This window comes from Pararhodobacter sp. (genome assembly GCF_034676545.1).
Taxonomy (GTDB): Bacteria; Pseudomonadota; Alphaproteobacteria; order Rhodobacterales; family Rhodobacteraceae; genus Pararhodobacter.
The window spans coordinates 3,532,501-3,550,893 of the sequence record NZ_JAUCBZ010000015.1 but is presented as its reverse complement, the minus strand read 5'-3'; the positions used below and the strand labels follow the sequence as shown (position 1 = coordinate 3,550,893).

Here is an 18,393-nt window from a genome sequence, read left to right as displayed (position 1 = left end):
ACTGACCAGTCTTTGTTCGCCGCAAAAAGACGTGCGCGGGCAGCGCGGCGGGGGTGGTTTACTGCCCCGCCAGCGCGCGCAAGGCCGCCATTGGCGCGGCGGACAGGCGGCCGTCTTTTTGCACGAACACGCCGCGCGTTTCCTGCGCTTCAAAGGCCAGTCGTTCGCCGACAAGGCCCTGATAGGAAATCAAAAGTGAGCGTGTGCCCCAATCCATGCCGATCATCACGACCTGCAGGTGATCGCCGTCGCGCAATGGCGAGCGAAATTGCGCCTTGAGGTCGATCAGCCCCAGACCGACGGCGCCAAGTTCGGCGCACAGATGGGCGTGACCGCCAAACCCGCGCAGCCAGTCGTGATAGGTCTTGTCCACCCAGCGGAACATATTGGGATAATAGGCAATTCCCGCAGGATCACAGTCACCGAAGCTGACCTGATAGTCCGAGCTGTGAAAATGTGGCATTGTCTGCTCCCTGAGTTTCATCGTGTATTTCGGGGTTTGGGTAGTCAAACCGCGCCGTGTTGTCGAGCCATCTTGGGCTGCGGTCCTTTGCCGCTATGCGGGCGGGAGTGATTTGGCCCTATTGCCACTCGACGCGCCGCGAGGGCGTCGTGAGCGCCATGAACCAAGAGCCCAGGACAAAGCAAGCGATACTGCCGAACCCGGCGGCAAAGGCAAATTGCCAGGCGTGCGTGACCTCGGGATTGAGCGTGATGGAGCCTGACAAAACCGCGCCTGCGCCGCGTCCCGTCTCGAACGGGGCCAGCAGGAACAGGACCGACGTTGACAAGGATGTGCCGATCACCGCTCCAATGGACCGAAAGAAGGTCACCGTTCCGGCCGCCCCTGCCGCGATGTTTGTCTGGCGCTTCTTGTTGGATCGTGGTGTTGACGACAACCATGACAGTGCCAAACGACAGGCCAAGAACCGAATAGGTTGCCAGCAGGAGCCATCGGCTGAGGTCGGCCCCAAACACCGCCAGAAAGATGATCGCGGCGATGGCGACAATCAGCGAGATCGAGGGGAAAAGCGCCGTGCGTCCGGTTGCGGTGATCAGGTTGCCGGTCACGAACCCCGAAAGCCCCAGGGTCATGGTCAGCGCCAGCATCGACATCGCCGTTTCAAAAGCGCCATCCGACCGCATGATCGCATGGAACAGCGGGATGATGGTGATCAACCCGACCAGCGCGGCGCCGTGAAAGGCGGACATCAGCGCCGCCCTCAGCACCGCCGGAATGGCGAAAAGCTCTGGTGGAAACAGCGGGTTGGCGGCTCGTTTTTGCGTGGGGAACAAGGTGATGAGCCCGACGAGCCCCAAAACGGCACAGGCCACGACGACAAGGCTCAAGCCCGCCTCGGACCCCATTTCAATGGCACCCGTTCCGCCGATCACCAGCGCCAGAAGGGCAAAGAACCCTTTGCTGTCAAACCGGGCGTTGCGCACCTCACCGCGCGGGATCTTGCGACGATGCAGCAGGAACATCGCCAGGCCAGCCAGCGGGATGGTCACCAGGAACAAGCTGCGCCAGCCCAGGGTTTCGACCATCAACGCGCCGACCAGAGGCCCGGCGGTCGAGGCCAGAATGCTGATCATCGCCACATAGCCCTGCGCGCGGCCACGTTCGCGCGGCGGGACAGCATCGGCGATCAAGGCTTGCGCCAGCGACATCAGCCCGCCACCGCCAAGCCCCTGGATCACGCGGCCAAACGAGAGCACCGTCAGATCACTTGCCAAAGCACAGGCCAGCGAACCCGCTATATAGACCAGCAGCGCCGATTGCAGCATCCGCGCGCGCCCGTAGGTGTCGCCCAGCACGCCATACAACGGCCCGGCAACCGTCAGCGCCATCAGATACCCCATCACCAGCCACGGCAGGCGGCGCAATTGGCCCAGATCGCTGCCGATTTCTGGCAAGGCCACCGAGACCATCGTCTGATTGGCAAAGGCGAGGAAAACCGGAATGCCAATGATCGGCAGCAATGCGAGTGTTGCACGGGCGGAGGGGTGGGTGGTCATAGGCGCATGTTCTTTCCTGGATGCGCCCATGGAAAAGGCGCCGCCCTATGGGGAGCGCCCTTTCCTTAACAGGTGAAGTGCATCAGGTGAAGCTTTTCTCGATCCGATCCAGGGTTTCCATCGCCGCCAGAACCTCGTGAACCGATCCGTTGGGCGTGCGGCCCTCTTGAATGGCGCTGATGAACTCGCGGTCGATCAACTCGATCCCATTGTTCGAGATCGCGACGCCGGACAGGTCGATCGGGGTCTCATTGCCGTCGAACAGGTCATCATAGCGTGCCAGATAGGTGCCGTTATCACAGATATAGCGAAAGAACGTGCCGAACGGGCCGTCGTTGTTGAAGGACAGCGACAGGGTGCAGATCGCACCGGATGGGGTTTTCATGCCGATTGCCATGTCCATCGCGATGCCGAGTTCCGGGTGGTGCGGGCCTTCAAGCCCGAAGCACTGCGATGCGACTTCGCCGGTCTGGTATTGGAACAGGTCAACCGTGTGACAAGCGTGGTGCCATAGAAGGTGGTCGGTCCAGGACCGCGCCTCGCCCTTGGCGTTCATGTTCGAGCGGCGGAAGAAATAGGTCTGCACATCCATCTGCTGGATTTTCAGCTCACCCGCCTTGATCTTGTTGTGAATCCACTGATGCGAGGGGTTGAAGCGGCGCACCTGACCCGCCATCGCCAGCACCCCGGTTTCGGTCTGCACGCGGGCGATTTCCTGACTGTCCGCAAGACTGTCGGCCATCGGGATTTCGATCAGCACCGGCTTGCCCGCGCGCATACAGGCAATCGCCTGCTCGGCGTGTAACTGGGTCGGCGTCGCCAGGATCACCGCGTCGACGTCATCGCGCGCCAGACATTCGGCCAGATCGGTCGCCGCATGGCCAATGCCGCGCTGCGCGGCCATTGCGTCGATCTTGGCGCGGGTCGGCCCCATGACCGAGGTGACGGTGACGCCTTCAATCGCCGAGAGCGCGTCCAGATGTTTGATACCAAAGGCCCCGTAAGCGCCTGCAACACAAATCCGCATGATCTGCCTCCCTTACTTCGTTTTATTCTCAAGGATGATATGGCCCACGGCCGTGTTAGAGGCGGGCACATGGTAATGGCGATGCACCTCGACGGCGTCCTCGTCCAACGCGCCGCGCATCACATGCCACATCACCATCTCGACACCCTCGGACCCGGCTTCGCGCAGATAATCCACATGCGGCATCTTGCTGAGGCCGACGGGATCCGAGGTCAGCTTGTCCAGGAACATCGTGTCAAATTCCGGGTTGATCAGGCCGGCGCGCTTGTATTGCAACTGGTGGCTCATGCCGCCGGTGCCGAAAATGATCACATTCAGATCCTCGGGGAAACTCTCGATCGCGCGGCGGATCGCCTTGCCAAGCTGGTAGCAGCGGTTGCCGGTGGGGGCGGGGTATTGCACCACGTTGACCGCCAGCGGGATGACCAGACAGGGCCATTCGTCGTCCGGGGCGCGCTCGCCGTACATGATCGACAGTGGCACGGTCAGGCCGTGATCCACCTCCATCTCGTTCATGATGGTCATGTCGAATTCATCCAGCACCAGCGATTGCGCGATATGGCTGGCGAGTTTCTGGTGGTTCTTGACCACCGGCACCGGGCGCGGGCCCCAACCCTCGTCGGCGGGTTGGAATTCAGCGGCGGCCCCCAGCGCGAAGGTGGGAATGCACGAGGCGTCAAACGCGGTGCAGTGGTCGTTATAGACCAGAAACACCACGTCCGGTTTCTTCTCGGCGATCCATTTGCGTGAGAATTCAAAGCCTTTGAACACCGGCTGCCAATAGGGTTGTTCGGTGATGCCGGTGTCCATGGCGACGCCGATGGCGGGCACATGGCTGACCCCGACGCCTGCGGTGATACGCGCCATTATTTCTTCTCCCATTCGGATTTGTAGCGATTGCCCTCGATCGAGCGGCCCCCGTTCAGCATCATCTCGCGGTAGGCGTCAACGCCCATGCCGGTCATCAGCCCCGCGAGGTTCTGGAAATTGATCCCGTCATTCGCGGCCAGTTTCGAGGTGTAATAGATGTTCCCGCCCAGTTCGAGCAGCAGGTTCCAGTCGCGGGCCAGCACGGCGGCGCGCTGCTCTGGCGTCATCGGGTAGCTGTCAAGATACGCCTCCTGGTTCGCATTGAACGCATCGCGGTTCTTTTGCAAACGCAGCGAAATGCAGAATTGATTCAGGTGATAACCTTCGCGCGAGCGGTCTGCGTCAAACACGAATGTGCCCGGAATGTCTTCGTAATCTTTGTCGGTCATGGGGGTCCCTGTTGTTTGCGCCTTGCCAGTTGAAATCCAAGATGGTTCGCAATCGGCCCACAGTCTGCGGTGTTTATACAGGCGCGGTGGCGGATCTGGCCAATTGAATTGGGCCGGGTGTCATTGAAAAAAGCTATTCTTCATCCGTTGTGCATCTTTTGTGCCGCCGCCGCCCCCTGTTCGCGCAGGTGCTGCAGCATCTGGGACTGGGTTTCGGTCGGCCGCCAACTGCTGCGGTACGCCAGGCCGATTGTCCGGTGACTGTTGGCCAATGGCACATCCAGCGGCACGATATGGCGGTCGGCTTCCTCAACGCTGATCTGATGGCGCGAGATGATCGAGACATACTCTCCTGCGGCCAGAATTCCGCGCAGCGTGACCAACGACGAGGAGACCACCCGGACCGGGGTTTGTGGCTGTTGCTCGATGCGCAGGGTTTCGAACAGATAGGTGCCGGCGGGCGTGGATTTCGGCGGCGCGACCCAAGGATAGGCCAGGGTATCGGCCAAAGTCAGGCCGCGTTTGCCCGCAAGCGGATGGCCAGGGTGCGCGACAATGGCAAGTTCGTCGTCAAACAAGGGCTCTTGGGTCACGTCATCGGCGGGCGCGGGGTGGCGCAAGGCGCCGATAAGGCAATCCAGATCGCCTTCGCGCAGGCTGCGCAGCAGCTCTGGATAGCGACCATCAATGACCTGCACCTGCACGCCCGTCGTGCCGGAGATCAGGGCGTGGATGGCACGCGGCACGATTGTGGTGCGCGCCAAGGGCAACGAGCCCAAGATGAAGGTGCCGCGATCATGGCCCAATTCCTTGCTGATTTCCTCGAACCCTTGCCGGATTTCGGCCAGCGCCAGCTTGGCCCCCATCGCAAAGGCTTGCGCCGCCGCGGTCAACTCGACGCCCGATGCGGTGGCTTGAAAGAACGGGACTCCGGCGACGTCTTCGAGGCTGCGCGCGGCGCGGTGCACGGTGGGTTGCGACAGGCCAAGCGCGCGCGCGGCAATCGTGAAGCTGCCGGCATTGGCCACCGCGATCAAGGTGCGAAGCTGCGCCGAGGTCACACGGTGATCATAGGGCATCCGCCGGGCGCCACCGTCACGCGGCCCCCTGAGCGATAGGCGCGCGCCGGTGTGCAAATGCTCAAGCGCTGCCGCGACGCGCTGCAAGAACAAATCACCGCACCGGGTCACGCAGAAACGCCGCGCACGCCGGGTCAGCAGCGGTGTTCCAACCTCTGCCTCAAGCCGACCGAGGGCCTGCGTCGCCGCGGGTTGCGACAGCGAACACAGGTCCGCCGCGAGCGACACGGAGCCCGTTCGAACGGTTTCCAGAAAAACACGCATATGGCGGATGTTGGGTAAATCAGGGGTCACGGAACACACCCAAATAGAAAAAACTTATTCTAGAGCCTCAGAACGGAATAGGCAAACCCGGCGACCTGCCGCATGATGCTGCGTCAGAGGGGCATGCACAACGGTGACCGGACGCCAAACCGGTTTGGCCTGCCCGTAAAATGCGCGACGTATCGAAAAGGGTGCCCACCATGACCAATCAGCCGCAGCCAATGGATGCCGACTGGCTTGTCGTTCATCCCAACCCCAAGGTGCCGGATTTCGTTCTGCCGGCCGGGTCGGTTGATGCCCATTGCCATGTGTTCGGCCCCAGCGCCCAGTTCCCCTATGCGCCCGAGCGCAAATACACCCCCGGCGATCAGGGCAAGGACAAGTTGTTTGCGTTGCGCGATCATCTGGGATTCGCGCGCAATGTGATCGTGCAGGCGACGTGCCACGGCAAGGACAACCGTGCGGTGATGGATGCCTGTCGCACGGCGGGCGACCTGGCGCGCGGCATTGCCAGTGTCGGTGCCGACATCACCCGCGCGGAACTGGCCGAGATGCACGAGGCCGGGATCCGCGGCGTGCGCTTCAACTTTGTCAAACGTCTGGTCGATGCCACTCCGCCCGAGGTGTTTCTGGGCATTGCCGACAAGATCCAGGAATTCGGCTGGTCCACGGTGGTCTATTTCGAGGCCGCCGATCTCGAACGGCTGGTGCCGTTCCTGAACACGTTGCCGGGGATCATTGTCGTCGATCACATGGGCCGCCCCGATGTGCGCAAGGGCGTTGATCACCCGGATTTCCAGCGCTTCATCGACCTGATGGCCAACAACGCACGGATCTGGAGCAAGGTCACCTGCCCAGAGCGTCTGACCGTCGCCGGGCCGCCCTATGACGATGTGATTCCCTTTGCGCAGGCCATTGTCGAGGCCTTCCCGGACCGCGTGCTCTGGGGCACCGACTGGCCACACCCGAACCTGAAATCCCACATGCCCGATGACGGTGCTTTGGTCGATTTCATCCCGAAAATCGCGCGAACCCCCGAGCAGCAGCGCAAGCTTCTCGTGGACAACCCCATGCGTCTGTATTGGGCGCAATAGCAGGAGGACGCCATGCACGACTCGCCCGGCCTTGACCACCACACCCATATTCCCGGCACCACGATTTTTGACGGCACGCAGGCCATGAAGGGCTATGCGCTGAACAAGATGTGCTATTCCTTCAATCGCAAGGATTGCCGTGACGCCTTTGTCGCCGATGAAGGGGGCTACATGGCGAAATTCGGCCTGAACGATGAACAGAAAACCGCAATCCGCGACCGCAACATTCTGGGCATGATCGCGGCGGGGGGAAACATCTATTACCTCGCCAAATTCGCCGGAATTTTCAAGCTGGGCGTGCAGGATGTGGGCGGCATGCAGACCGGCATGACGACCGAAGAATTCAAAGATTTCCTGCAAAAACAAGCGTGAGGAGGGACTGTTAATGGCGAAAATTCTTGGCGGTATCACAACCTCCCACATTCCCGCAGTGGGCAATGCAATTCAGCGCAACCTGCAAGATGACCCGTATTGGAAGCCGTTTTTCGATGGTTACCCGAAGATTCACGAATGGATCAAGGCGAACAAGCCCGACTATGTGATCAACATCTATAATGATCACGGGTTGGGGTTTTTCCTCGACAAGATGCCGACTTTCGCGATCGGGGCGGCGCATGAATACAAGGGCGAGGATGAGGGTTGGGGCCTGCCGGAACTCGATCCGTTCCCCGGCGCGCCGGAACTGAGCTGGCATATCATTGAATCGATGGTAGCCGATGAATTCGACATCACCTCGTGTCAGGAACTGGCGGTGGATCACGGGTTTGTCGTGCCGATGCAACTGTTCTGGCCCGGCGCGCCGCACAACCCCGACATGCCGCGCGCCGTGCCGATTTCGGCCAACACGGTGCAGCACCCGATTCCGACGCTGAAACGCGCGCTGGATTTCGGGCGATCCTTGGGCAAGGCGCTGCGGTCCTTTCCCGAAGATGCCAAGATTGTCGTCCTGGGCACCGGGGGCTTGAGCCATCAGCTTGATGGGCAACGCGCGGGCTTCATCAACAAGGACTTCGACCAGTATTGCCTGGAAAATATCGTGCACAACCCCGAGGTGCTGACCAAGATCACCCGCATGGAACTGGTCGAAAAGGCCGGTGCGCAGGGCACCGAATTCCTGATGTGGATGATGATGCGCGGCGCGCTGGGCGACAACGTCACCGAGATCACGCGCAATTATCATATCCCGATTTCAAACACGGCGGCGGGGACATTGCTGCTGGAGTGTCAGGATTGATCGTGGCCATCCCTATACAACCAGCCGTACCGGGTATCCTATTGCCCGCAACATGCTCATGCTGACTCACGGCAACTTTCGGAGGAACGAATGAAAACTCAGGTCTGTATCATTGGCGGCGGTCCCTCGGGCTTGATGCTTTCGCAATTGCTGCATCTCAAGGGGATCGAGACCATCGTTCTGGAGCGCCAAAGTCGCGAATATGTGCTGGGCCGGATCCGCGCGGGCGTGTTGGAGCGCGGCTTTGTGGAGTTGATGCGCGAGGCTCAATGCGGTGAGCGCATGGATGCGGAAGGCGAGATTCATCACGGATTTTACATCTCGGACAACGGCACAATGCGGCTGGTTGATCTGGAGAAACACACCGGCGGTTCGTCGGTTGTGGTGTATGGCCAGACCGAATTGACCCGCGACCTGTATGAGGCCCGCGACAAGATGAATGGCAAGGTCATTCACAACGTCGAGGATGTGGCGCTGCACAACCTCAACGAGGCAACGCCGCCCTATGTGACCTATCGCAGCGGCGATGACATCGTGCGCATTGATTGCGATTTCGTGATTGGTGCGGACGGGTTCCACGGGCCCAGCCGCAAGGCGATTCCCAAGGATGTGCTGCGCGAATACGAGAAGGTGTATCCGTTCGGCTGGCTGGGCGTGTTGAGCCGCACGAAACCGGTGAACCCAGAGCTGATCTATGCCAGCAGCGACCGTGGATTTGCGCTGTGCTCGCTGCGCAGTCAGGTGTTGAGCCGCTATTATATCCAGGTGCCGCTGACCGATCAGGTCGAGGATTGGTCGGATGATGCCTTCTGGGATGAGTTGAAAACCCGTCTGCCGGACGATGTCGCCGCGCGCCTGGAAACCGGGCCGTCGATCGAGAAATCCATTGCACCCTTGCGGTCTTTCGTGGCTGAACCGATGCGCTATGGCAATCTGTTCCTGGCCGGTGACGCCGCGCATATCGTGCCGCCAACCGGCGCCAAGGGTTTGAACACCGCCGCGTCGGATATCTACTATCTCTATCACGGGATGCTGGATCATTATCTGAAAGGCGATGGTTCCGGGTTGGAAAGCTATTCCGAAAAGGCCTTGGCGCGGGTCTGGAAAGCGCAGCGCTTCAGCTGGTGGATGACCTCGCTGTTGCACACGTTCCCCGACACGACCGCGTTTGATCAAAAGCTGCGCTCGGCGGAAATCGGGTATCTGTTCAGTTCCGACGCGGCCCTGAGTTCAGCGGCAGAAAATTACGTCGGGCTGCCGTTCTGAGGCACCGAGCAATCGCACCTGAGGCGGGCCAACACGGCCCGCGTCTTTGGATTGGCAATCAAAGTGCGTGAAAGCCCGACCAGATCAGGCGCAGGGCTATCAGAATCAGGATTGCGTTCAGGAATTTTTGAAACCGGGCGTCTGTCATTCGGTCCAGAACCAGGCGGCCGGTGAATGTGCCCGCCAAGCCGGCGAGGATCATGGCCGTGCAAAACCAGACCCAGTGGGCAAAGGCAAACCCCAGAAACCCGAAGGCCAGTGATTTCAGGCTGTGCTGCATGACCATCAGGCTCGCCTGGGTGGCGGCGTAGCCGTGGCGCCCAAGGTTCAGCGCGCGGGTGTAGGTGGCGACAAACGGGCCGGTCGCGCCGAAAAACATTGTCAGGAACGAGGTCAGCGCCCCGGTGATCACCGGCCATCGTTTCATCCATGCGGGCGGTCTGGAAATCACCGACCAGATGACGAAAACGCCGACGCCGATCTGCACCAAGGCGGCGGGAATGTTCACGACCAGCGCCGATCCCAGCGCCACACCCGCCAAAGCGCCGACGCCAAACCAGCCCAACGCGGGCCAATGGATGTGGCGAAACATGGCCGAGGCGCGCCCGGTGTTGGAACCCAGTTGCACGACGCCGTGAACCGGGATCAGCGCCGCCGGAGGCATCAGGCTGGCCATGATCGCCAGCAACATGACGCCGCCGCCAATGCCAAAGGCGATGGTGATGAACGACCCGGCGAAACTGGCGGCCAGAAGTGCCACTGTCAGCGCGCCGCCCAGCTCGGTGGGGGCGATCAATGTCAGAAAATCCATGCGGCGCGCTTTCGGTTCGGGGTGTTGTTGTCAGCCTTAAACCCATGGCATAAACCGTCAAGGTCATCCGCTTGCGACGGGCTATAAAACAATCAGGATCACAGGGCGGATCATGCTGAATATTCTGAGCACGACATTTCCGATTTACCTGCTGATCCTGCTGGGGGTCGTGGCGGTGCGCTGGGGGTATATCGACGGCGCTCATATCGCCGGGCTTGGCCAGTTTGCGTTGAAAATCTGTATGCCTGCCTTGATCATCTCGGCCATTGCCTTCCCGCGCACCGAGACGGCGCTCGATCTGTCGTTTTTCGGGGCGTATTTGCTGGGGTCGGTTGCAACCTTGCTGCTGGGGGTCACCGCAGTTCGGCTCTTGTTGCGCCAAAGCCGTCCAGATTCCTGGATCCTGTCGATGGGGATGGCGAATTCCAACAGTGGATATATGGGGTTTCCGGTTGCCAGCCTGTTCTTTGGCGCTGACGCGGCGGTCGTGTTTGCCATGACGGTGGTCATTGAATGCGCGGTCACGATTCCCTTGCCGATGATCGCCGCCAGTGCCGCCGGTGACAAACCGGCGCGCCTGTCAGAATTGCTGCGCAACGCCGTGTTGGCGATCCTGCGCAATCCACTGATCATTGCGGTCGGTGTCGCGGTTTTGATCCGGATATCCGGAGTGCCGGTGGCAGAGCCCGTGGAGAAAGCCGTGGGGATGCTGGCGGGGGTCGCCGCACCGCTGGCCTTGTTCATCATCGGCGGGACCGTCGCGCGCATGTCGTTCAGTGGGCATTGGCGGCGCTCGGGTGCGGTTTCGGTTGGCAAGTTGATTGTGCATCCAGCACTGGTTGCGCTCATGCTGATGCTCGTGCCGGGCGTCCCGCCGACGCTGATCCCGATTGGCATACTGTTCGCCGCAATGCCGATGGTGACGATTTATCCGATCCTTTCGGCCCCCTTTGGGCTGAGCGCCGTGACGTCAACGGCGCTTTTGGCCAGCACGACGGCCTCTTGTGTGACGATCAGCGTGGTTTTGGCGCTGATATCGGGTTTATGACGCGTGAATGAGGTTTCGGGCGGCGGCAAATCGGCTAGGCTGGCGTTACGAAAATGCAGTGAACACACGGCGGCCTGACATGTTTATCGGTCTTGATCTGGGAACCTCGTCGCTCAAGGCGATCTTGATTGATGAGCGCCAGCGGCTGCTGGCCGAGCATACCGTTCCGCTGACGGTTCAGCGCCGCCACGACGGTTGGTCCGAGCAAGACCCGGCCGCGTGGGTGCAAGCCGCAAGGGACGCGCTGCGCGCCATTCGGGCGCAGAATGACTGCCGAACCCTCACGGGGATCGGCCTGTCAGGGCATATGCACGGCGCGACATTGCTGGATGCCGACGGACAAGTGCTGCGCCCCTGTATGCTCTGGAACGACACCCGCAGCTTTGCCGAGGCCCAGGCCTTTGACGCCGACCCGGCGTTTCGCGATATCACCGGCAACATCGTCTTTCCCGGCTTCACCGCCCCCAAAGTCGAGTGGGTGCGCCGCCACGAGCCCGAGATTTTTGCGCGCATTGCCAAGGTGTTGCTGCCCAAGGATTATCTGCGGTTCTTCTTGACGGGCGACTATGTCGCCGAAATGTCGGACGCCGCCGGAACCTGCTGGCTGGACACACGCGGGCGCGACTGGTCGCAGGTCTTGTTGTCCAAGAGCCACCTCACCCGAGATCAGATGCCGCGCCTGGTCGAGGGGTCGGAACCCTCTGGCCGGTTGCGGGGTGCCTTGGCGCAGGCGCTGGGCCTGCCGCCCGTCGTCGTGGCCGGGGGTGGCGGCGATAACGCGGCGGCGGCGATCGGCGCGGGTGTGGTGCAGGATGGAACGGCGTTTCTGAGCCTCGGGACATCCGGTGTGTTGTTTGCCGCCAATGACGGCTATCGTCCGGACCCGGCCACTGCGGTGCATACCTTCTGCCACGCGCTGCCGGGGACATGGCACCAGATGGGCGTGATTCTGGCGGCGTCGGATGCGCTGCAATGGCTCTCGCGCCTGACGGGGCGGTCGGCGGCAGAATTGACCGCAGATCTCGGCGACTTGCGGGCCCCGTCGCGGACCTTGTTCCTGCCCTATCTGGGTGGCGAGCGCACGCCGCATAACGACGCGCAAATTCGCGGGCAGTTCCTGAATCTGGAACATGCAACCGACGCACAGGCCGCAACGCGCGCGGTGCTTGAGGGGGTGGCGTTTGCCTTTGCCGATTGCCGCGACGCCTTGGCGGCGACCGGGACGACAATCCAGCGCTGCCTTGCCATCGGCGGCGGCGCGCGCTCGGCATACTGGCTGCACGTTCTGGCAACCGCGCTGGGCTTTCCGCTGGATGTTCCGGCGCAGGGCGAATTCGGCGCGGCCCTGGGCGCGGCGCGGCTGGCGATCATGGCGGCAACGGGTGCGCGGGCCGAGATTGCCACGCCGCCCGATATTGCGCGCCGCATCGAGCCGGATCAACGTTTGCGCGCAGCCTTCGCCGACACCCATGCCCGCTATCGCGCGGCGTATACGGCGGTGAAAGGGTTATGACCCGCTCCGCCCTTGATCCCGCCGATTGGGATGCGTTTCGCCGCGCCGCGCATGAGTTGCTGGATGCCTGCGTGGATCGTCTGGAACAGGCCGCCGAGCACCCTTGGCAGCCGGTGCCCGACGAGATCCGCGCGGGTTACGCGCTGACCGGTGCGCCTTTGGGCGATGTCGCAGCCCTGACGCCGATCTTGCGCGATACGGTGCTGCCCTATGGCACGGGCAACACGCATCCCCGGTTCTGGGGCTGGGTTCATGGCACAGGCCTGGCCAGCGGGCTGATGTCGGAAATGGTGGCGGCGACGATGAACGCCAATCTGGGCGGTCGCGCACATGGCGCGGTCGAGATGGAGCGCGCGGTGATCGACTGGGCGCGCGGCGTGATGGGGTTTGCACCGGGGGCAAGCGGGGTTCTGGTTGCGGGCACGTCGCAAGCCACGCTGATCGCCCTGGCTTGCGCACGGGTGCGGGCCTTGGGGGCCGAGGTGCGCGCCAAGGGGCAGGGCGGGGCACGGCTGACGGCCTATGCCTTTGACGGGCTTCACAATGCGGCTCGAAAAGCGATGGAGGTGCTGGGCCTCGGGCATGAGGCGCTGCGGCTGGTGCCGAGCGGCGACAGGGCCGCGCTTGAACAACTATTGGCCGAGGATCGCGCCGCCGGCTTCACGCCCTTTGCCCTGATCGCGACGGCGGGGTCGGTGGATACGGGGCATTTCGACGACCTGAACGCGATGGCCGATCTGGCGGCTGAGGCCGGGGTCTGGCTGCATGTGGATGGGGCGTACGGGGCCTGGACCCGCTTGGCCGAAGCGCCGTGGCGCGCGCTGAGTGACGGGATCGAGCGCGCCGATTCCATCGCCTGTGATTTCCACAAATGGATGTTCGTGCCCTATGATGCGGGTCTGGTCCTGATCCGCAACGAGGCCGAGCACCGCGCGACCTTTGCGGCGCGCCCGTCCTATCTGGCCGCGCAAGACGCCGGGCTTGGCGGTGGAGAGCCGTGGTTTTGCGATTACGGCCTCGACCTGTCACGCGGCAACCGGGCGCTCAAGGTTTGGGCCGCGATCAAGACCCACGGTGCCGAGGGGTTGGGCGCTGCGATTTCCCGGACGTGCCGCATGGCCTCGATCATGGGGCAGGGGGTTCAGGCGCGTGCGCCGATGACACTGCTGGCCCCGGTGATCTCGAATCTATGCGTGTTCACCGCGGATGCGAGCCGGTCTGTGGCAGACCAGAGCGCGCTGAACACCCGCATTGCGCAAAGCTTGCAACTGGATGGCACGGCGGTGTTTTCGACAACGATCATCGGTGGCGTGACCTGTTTGCGCGCCGCCATCGCCAACCACCGCACCACGGCGGCCGATGTGGAGGCCGCCCTCGATGCGGTGGCGGCGGCGCGGGGCTAGACCTTTTCCCATGGAAAGCTGTCAAGGCGCTCCGAGCCGTTTTCCGTAACCAGAACCTGCGTTTCCAGTTTGATCGAACTCGGACCCGGCCTCGCCAATCAGCGATTCAATGCAGACCACCATCCCCGGTTCCAGCCGTCCTGACATACTGCGGTTGTCCCAATCCACATGCAACGGGATCACCGGCCACTCGTCAGCCATGCCCACGCCATGCGCTGCCAAGGAATAGCGATAGTCGACATGTTGTTCAGGAATGCGCCAGCTTTTCGCGTTGAACTCGGCAAACTCCAGACCCGGCTGCACCAATGTCAGGTTATGGTTGATCTGGTCCAGCGCCGTCGCATACAGGCGCTTTTGCGTGTCGTTCATCGGTCCATAGCCGCAGACCCAACTGCGCGAGAGGTCGGCGCAATAGCCGTAGGGGCCGATCATATCGGTATCAAAGCTGATCATCTCGCCCGCCTGCACCGGGCGGTCGCTGCATTCCTTGTACCAGGGGTTGGTGTTCGGCCCGGCGGTCAGCAGCTTGGTTTCCAGCCAATCCCCGCCCGAGCGCGCGTTTTCAAAGTGCAGATGCGCCCATAACTCGCGTTCCGTCACGCCCGGGGTGGAGTGATCGTAAATCCGCGCCATGCCGGCCTCGCAGACCCGGATTGTCCAGCGCATCAACGCGATTTCGTCGTCGGATTTGATCGCGCGCGCCACTTCGGTCAGCGGCGTGCCCTCGACCACCGTGATACCGCGCGATGCCAGCGCCTGACAGGCGAAGGTGTCGAGTTTGTCGGCGGCCAAACGTTTGTTCCCGCCGCCGTGGGTTTTGACCAGATCGGCGATCTCGTTGGCCCAATCCTCGGTGTAGCTTTCGGCCTTATCGCCGCGGGCCATGAACATATAGGTGATTGCGGTGCGGATTTCGTCGATGCCGGGCAAGCCGATGTTGAGGTGCTCGCAGCTTTTGAACTCGAACATGATCGCCGGGCCATCGGCGAGGATCAGCGCGTAGCGCATCGGGTTATGCGCGGTCCAGACCTGCATGTTGGAGCAATCAAACGCGTAGCGGATATTCACCGGGTCATAGAGCAGCAGCGCCGCCACATCGTCACGCGCCATCTGCGCGCGCAATCGGCCCAGACGATACATCCGCGCGCGGTGCAGCACATCGTCGGGGATCGGCGACAAGAGCGGGCGGTCGGCCCCCTCGGCGTTCAGATAGGTCGCTTTGCGATCGTCTTTGAAAACGGCCACGCTCATTGTGCGCGCCCGTAAAAGCCGAGGCGTTCGTCTTCGGAAAACGCCACGCCGGGGCGTTCAAAGAAGGAATAGACCGAGATGACCCGTGACACGGGCCCCTTCACATCGCCGACCCGGTGCGGAGTGTTCTTGCCGCGAAAGACGTTCAGGGTGCCCGGCGTCAAGGTCAGGCTGCGCACGTCGGGGTCCTGGCCTGTCAGAAGCCGCGCCACACCGTCATAATTCGGATCATCGTCGCGCCGCAAATCCGTGCGGTAGATGAAGTCGCCGCCTTTTTGGGGCGCTTGCAGCAGCAAGGTCGTGGTGAATTCGGACCGGTCAAAATGCCAGTTCAGCGACTGGCCCTCACGGTAGGACATGACATTCACGCCCGCCAAGGGGTCGGCCATTGTATAGAGTGCGGGTTTCTCCATCGTCGCGGCCAGAAATTCGGCGAATTCGGGCCAGGCGTAAAGCTGCGCCATCGGGCTGTCGGTGATTTGATCCAGGCAAAGCGTGTCGTTTGACGTCTTGCACAGCGTCAGCGCCGGGTGATCGTCTGGCAATTCGGGGATGGATTTCAGAAAGTAGATGTTGTGCGCGCGCTCATGGCGAAAGGCCTCGGTCTGAAACTTTAGCGTCAGGCTTTGCGCGGCGTCTTTCGCCACGTTCGGATGCATGAAGCCCGGCAGGTTGAACATGCCATGCGCCGCCAGATCCGCGCGGCAGCGCGCGACCAGCGCTTGCCATTCGGCGCTGCGCGGTTTGTCCAGAGGATAAGTGTCGAGATTTAAGATGTAGCGCATATGTGCATTCCTCCTGTCGCGCAGTATCGGGCACTGGACAGCGGGAAAGCAACGGGTCTAGATTTTGGGGACCCCATAGGAAAACTTATGCTGAAACCCGATCACCTGCCGTTCAACGCATTGCAAGCCTTCGAGGTTGCCGCCCGCGCCGGGAGTTTCGTGAATGCCGGGCGAGAGCTTGGCGTCAGCGCCGCCGCTGTCAGTCAGCAGGTGAAGCTGCTGGAGGGCCGCTTGGGGCGGCAATTGTTCTTGCGGCAAGGCAACCGGATCATGCTGACGGATGCAGGGCGCACCCTGTATCCCAGCGTGGAAAATGCGCTGAGTGAATTGCGCACAGCAACCCGCGCGTTGCAGGCCGCCCCCCGGCGCGCGCGCTTGCTGGTTTCGGTTCTGCCGTCCTTGGCTGAACTCTGGCTGATCCCGAATTTGCGGGACTTTGCCGGGCGCGCGCAGCTGGATATCCGTATCGAGGATGATCCGGTGGACCTCGCGCGGGACGGGGTTGATGTGCGGCTGACCTATGGCGCGCAATATTACCCGGATCATGTTGTGGAACCCCTGTTTGTGGATCGGCTGGTTGCAGTCGCGGCCTTTGACTGGAGGCCAGAGGCCACTCTGCCCGCGCTGCCGGACGAGTTGCTGATTCAGACCGATTGGGGGCGCGATTATGGCGTGCAGCCAGATTGGGCGCAGCATTTTGCCGGGCAGGGGGTGCGGCGTGTGCCGGATCAATCGGTTGGCCTGAGGGTGGGCACAACGGCGCTGGCCGCCGCCGCCGCGCGGGCGGGCTTGGGCGTGGCCTTGATCCCGGATCACCTGGCGGCGGATGATCTGGCGACCGGGCGTTTGCGCTGCATCGGCGGCGTGGGTGAGGCGCTGCCGCGCGGCTATGTCGCGATCAGCACCAATGCGCAGGCGCGAAATCGTGGCGTGGCGGCGCTGAGGCGGCATCTGATGGCGGCCGGGGCCGCGATGCCCGGACGCGCATAGAAAAGGGTGGCGCGATTGTCCGCGCCACCCGAGTGGAAGCCAAGCTTGGGAGAGAGCCTGACTTATTCCGGCAGGATCACCGCGTCGATGACGTGGATGACGCCATTCGAGGCTTCGATATCGGCCATGGTGATATGCGCTCCATTGATCATCGCGCCACCGTCCAGCGTGAAGGTGACCGACTGGCCGTTGACGGTTTGTGCCGTCATGCCCTCGGTCAGATCCGACGACATTACGGCACCGGGGACGACGTGATAGGTCAGAATGCCGGTCAGGGTCGGGATGTCATTCAACAAAGCCTCGACGGTGCCTTCGGGCAGGGCGGCAAAGGCCGCGTCCGTGGGTGCGAACACGGTGAAGGGGCCATCACCCTTGAGCGTGTCAACGAGACCAGCGGCGGAAACCGCGGCAACCAACGTGGTAAAATTTCCGTTTGCAACGGCGGTATCCACGATATCCATCGTTGGGGCCGAGGAATGACCGTCGGCGAAGGCGGTGCCAACAAGGGCGGTCGAGGTGATCAAAGCAAGTGTGGTCGTGCGAAACATGGTGTGTCCTCTGAGGTTGAGGATGCTTGTGTCAGCATCACAGAGGAAACGCAGGACGTGCCGGGTTGGATCATCGTCCTAGCGGGCTGGATCGGCCTTGAAACCCGCGAAATCCGGCCTAAGCCACGCGCCGAAAATTTTTCAAGTCACAAACAGTTTATGGAAAATGAGGCTGCTGAGCGCCGGAACCGTGAAACTTTTGCCGTTTGGCCGCGTAACGTTACATGAAGCCCCAACCGGGCAGGGGCGATGCCCCCCACCCACAACCGCGCCTCTGGTGCTGCAAGGAGAGTTTGACATGGCCTTTCGCTGGACCAACGACCTGACCCGAGACGATGTGACGCCAAAAAGCGTATTCCTGAACCGCCGTGCCGTGTTGGCGGGGTTGGGGGGGCTGGGCGCTGCCAGCGTGTTGGGCCGTCAAGCCTCGGCGCAGGCGCTGGAGCCGAACACCTTGGAGCAAATCTCCACCTATAATAACTTCTACGAATTCGGCTGGAACAAGGACGACCCCGCCGCCCATGCGGCCGCAATGGTCACCAGCCCCTGGTCGATCACCGTGGATGGCATGGTCGATCGCCCCGGCACCTATTCTTTGGCGGACCTGTTGGATGGTCTGAGCGTGGAAGAGCGCATCTATCGGTTCCGCTGTGTCGAGGCGTGGTCGATGGTGGTGCCGTGGAATGGCGTGCAGTTGTCCGAGGTGTTGGCCAAGGTCGGCGTGCAATCCGGCGCGCGCTTTGTTGCCTTCGAGACCACGGTTCAGCGCGATGTCATGCCGGGCGTGCAGCGCTCCATCATC

At 62.1% G+C, this 18,393-nt stretch carries 19 protein-coding genes (1 of these 19 only partly in view); 9 read left to right on the top strand and 10 right to left on the bottom strand.

The features are described 5' to 3' along the window. Positions 1–58: 58 nt before the first annotated feature. The 6 genes from VDQ28_RS20850 to VDQ28_RS20825 all read right to left on the bottom strand — a co-directional run bounded on the left by VDQ28_RS20850 (position 59) and on the right by VDQ28_RS20825 (position 5,678). A complete protein-coding gene (locus tag VDQ28_RS20850; RefSeq protein WP_323037763.1) occupies positions 59–463 on the bottom strand; it encodes an acyl-CoA thioesterase in 405 nt (134 codons plus the stop codon). A gap of 44 nt (positions 464–507) precedes the next feature. Further along, on the bottom strand, positions 508–2,019 hold the full coding sequence (locus VDQ28_RS20845) for an MFS transporter (RefSeq protein WP_323037762.1): 1,512 nt from the start codon (positions 2,017–2,019) through the stop codon (positions 508–510). An 82-nt stretch (positions 2,020–2,101) separates the two neighbouring features. Beyond that, complete coding sequence (locus tag VDQ28_RS20840; RefSeq protein WP_323037761.1) at positions 2,102–3,046, bottom strand: Gfo/Idh/MocA family oxidoreductase; 945 nt, start codon at positions 3,044–3,046, stop codon at positions 2,102–2,104. Between the two features lie 12 nt (positions 3,047–3,058). Then, on the bottom strand, positions 3,059–3,913 hold the full coding sequence (locus tag VDQ28_RS20835) for a class III extradiol dioxygenase subunit beta (RefSeq protein WP_323037760.1): 855 nt from the start codon (positions 3,911–3,913) through the stop codon (positions 3,059–3,061). Further along, entirely contained in the window at positions 3,913–4,305 is a 393-nt protein-coding gene (ligA, locus tag VDQ28_RS20830) for a protocatechuate 4,5-dioxygenase subunit alpha (RefSeq protein WP_323037759.1), read from the bottom strand. Before ligA ends, VDQ28_RS20835 begins: the two co-directional genes overlap by 1 nt. A 140-nt stretch (positions 4,306–4,445) precedes the next feature. After that, positions 4,446–5,678 (bottom strand): LysR family transcriptional regulator, encoded by a 1,233-nt coding sequence (locus tag VDQ28_RS20825; protein ID WP_323037758.1) that lies wholly within the window; start codon positions 5,676–5,678, stop codon positions 4,446–4,448. 170 nt (positions 5,679–5,848) lie between these two features. Here VDQ28_RS20825 and VDQ28_RS20820 point away from each other — a divergent pair, with 170 nt between their 5' ends. The 4 genes from VDQ28_RS20820 to pobA all read left to right on the top strand — a co-directional run bounded on the left by VDQ28_RS20820 (position 5,849) and on the right by pobA (position 9,242). Further along, the gene (locus VDQ28_RS20820) at positions 5,849–6,742 is read left to right on the top strand and encodes an amidohydrolase family protein (protein ID WP_323037757.1); all 894 of its coding nucleotides are present in this window, start codon (positions 5,849–5,851) and stop codon (positions 6,740–6,742) included. A gap of 12 nt (positions 6,743–6,754) precedes the next feature. Further along, positions 6,755–7,114 carry a protocatechuate 4,5-dioxygenase subunit alpha gene (locus tag VDQ28_RS20815; RefSeq protein WP_323037756.1) on the top strand — a complete coding sequence of 120 codons (360 nt, stop codon included), beginning with the start codon at positions 6,755–6,757 and terminating at the stop codon, positions 7,112–7,114. Between the two features lie 13 nt (positions 7,115–7,127). Continuing rightward, on the top strand, positions 7,128–7,976 hold the full coding sequence (locus VDQ28_RS20810; protein WP_323037755.1) for a class III extradiol dioxygenase family protein: 849 nt from the start codon (positions 7,128–7,130) through the stop codon (positions 7,974–7,976). A gap of 90 nt (positions 7,977–8,066) precedes the next feature. After that, on the top strand, positions 8,067–9,242 hold the full coding sequence (gene pobA, locus VDQ28_RS20805) for a 4-hydroxybenzoate 3-monooxygenase (RefSeq protein WP_323037754.1): 1,176 nt from the start codon (positions 8,067–8,069) through the stop codon (positions 9,240–9,242). 58 nt (positions 9,243–9,300) lie between these two features. Here pobA and VDQ28_RS20800 read toward each other — a convergent pair whose 3' ends face one another. Beyond that, the gene (locus tag VDQ28_RS20800) at positions 9,301–10,053 is read right to left on the bottom strand and encodes a sulfite exporter TauE/SafE family protein (RefSeq protein WP_323037753.1); all 753 of its coding nucleotides are present in this window, start codon (positions 10,051–10,053) and stop codon (positions 9,301–9,303) included. Between the two features lie 112 nt (positions 10,054–10,165). On the opposite strand from VDQ28_RS20800, the gene VDQ28_RS20795 reads away from it, so the two are divergent. From VDQ28_RS20795 to VDQ28_RS20785, 3 genes are all read left to right on the top strand, one after another. Further along, on the top strand, positions 10,166–11,101 hold the full coding sequence (locus tag VDQ28_RS20795; RefSeq protein ID WP_323037752.1) for an AEC family transporter: 936 nt from the start codon (positions 10,166–10,168) through the stop codon (positions 11,099–11,101). 79 nt (positions 11,102–11,180) lie between these two features. Next, entirely contained in the window at positions 11,181–12,614 is a 1,434-nt protein-coding gene (gene xylB, locus VDQ28_RS20790) for a xylulokinase (protein ID WP_323037751.1), read from the top strand. Beyond that, entirely contained in the window at positions 12,611–14,017 is a 1,407-nt protein-coding gene (locus tag VDQ28_RS20785) for a pyridoxal phosphate-dependent decarboxylase family protein (protein WP_323037750.1), read from the top strand. Before xylB ends, VDQ28_RS20785 begins: the two co-directional genes overlap by 4 nt. A 21-nt stretch (positions 14,018–14,038) precedes the next feature. On the opposite strand, the gene VDQ28_RS20780 is transcribed toward VDQ28_RS20785, so the two are convergent. Together VDQ28_RS20780 and VDQ28_RS20775 are read right to left on the bottom strand one after the other, a co-directional pair. Beyond that, the gene (locus VDQ28_RS20780) at positions 14,039–15,268 is read right to left on the bottom strand and encodes a Xaa-Pro peptidase family protein (protein ID WP_323037749.1); all 1,230 of its coding nucleotides are present in this window, start codon (positions 15,266–15,268) and stop codon (positions 14,039–14,041) included. After that, positions 15,265–16,053 (bottom strand): 2OG-Fe(II) oxygenase, encoded by a 789-nt coding sequence (locus tag VDQ28_RS20775; protein ID WP_323037748.1) that lies wholly within the window; start codon positions 16,051–16,053, stop codon positions 15,265–15,267. The genes VDQ28_RS20780 and VDQ28_RS20775 overlap by 4 nt, the downstream gene beginning before the upstream one ends. An 87-nt stretch (positions 16,054–16,140) precedes the next feature. Between VDQ28_RS20775 and VDQ28_RS20770 the strand changes: the two genes are divergently transcribed. Further along, complete coding sequence (locus tag VDQ28_RS20770) at positions 16,141–17,043, top strand: LysR substrate-binding domain-containing protein (RefSeq protein WP_323037747.1); 903 nt, start codon at positions 16,141–16,143, stop codon at positions 17,041–17,043. Positions 17,044–17,105: 62 nt separating this feature from the next. On the opposite strand, the gene VDQ28_RS20765 is transcribed toward VDQ28_RS20770, so the two are convergent. Further along, positions 17,106–17,591, bottom strand: coding sequence for a fasciclin domain-containing protein (locus VDQ28_RS20765; protein WP_323037746.1), 486 nt, complete (start codon positions 17,589–17,591; stop codon positions 17,106–17,108). 298 nt (positions 17,592–17,889) lie between these two features. Between VDQ28_RS20765 and msrP the strand changes: the two genes are divergently transcribed. Next, a protein-coding gene (msrP, locus tag VDQ28_RS20760; protein WP_323037745.1) for a protein-methionine-sulfoxide reductase catalytic subunit MsrP crosses the window boundary here: on the top strand, positions 17,890–18,393 show its 5' portion. 399 nt of this gene lie beyond the right edge of the window; the window shows 504 of its 903 coding nt (coding positions 1–504); it begins with the start codon at positions 17,890–17,892; its stop codon lies beyond the right edge, outside the window.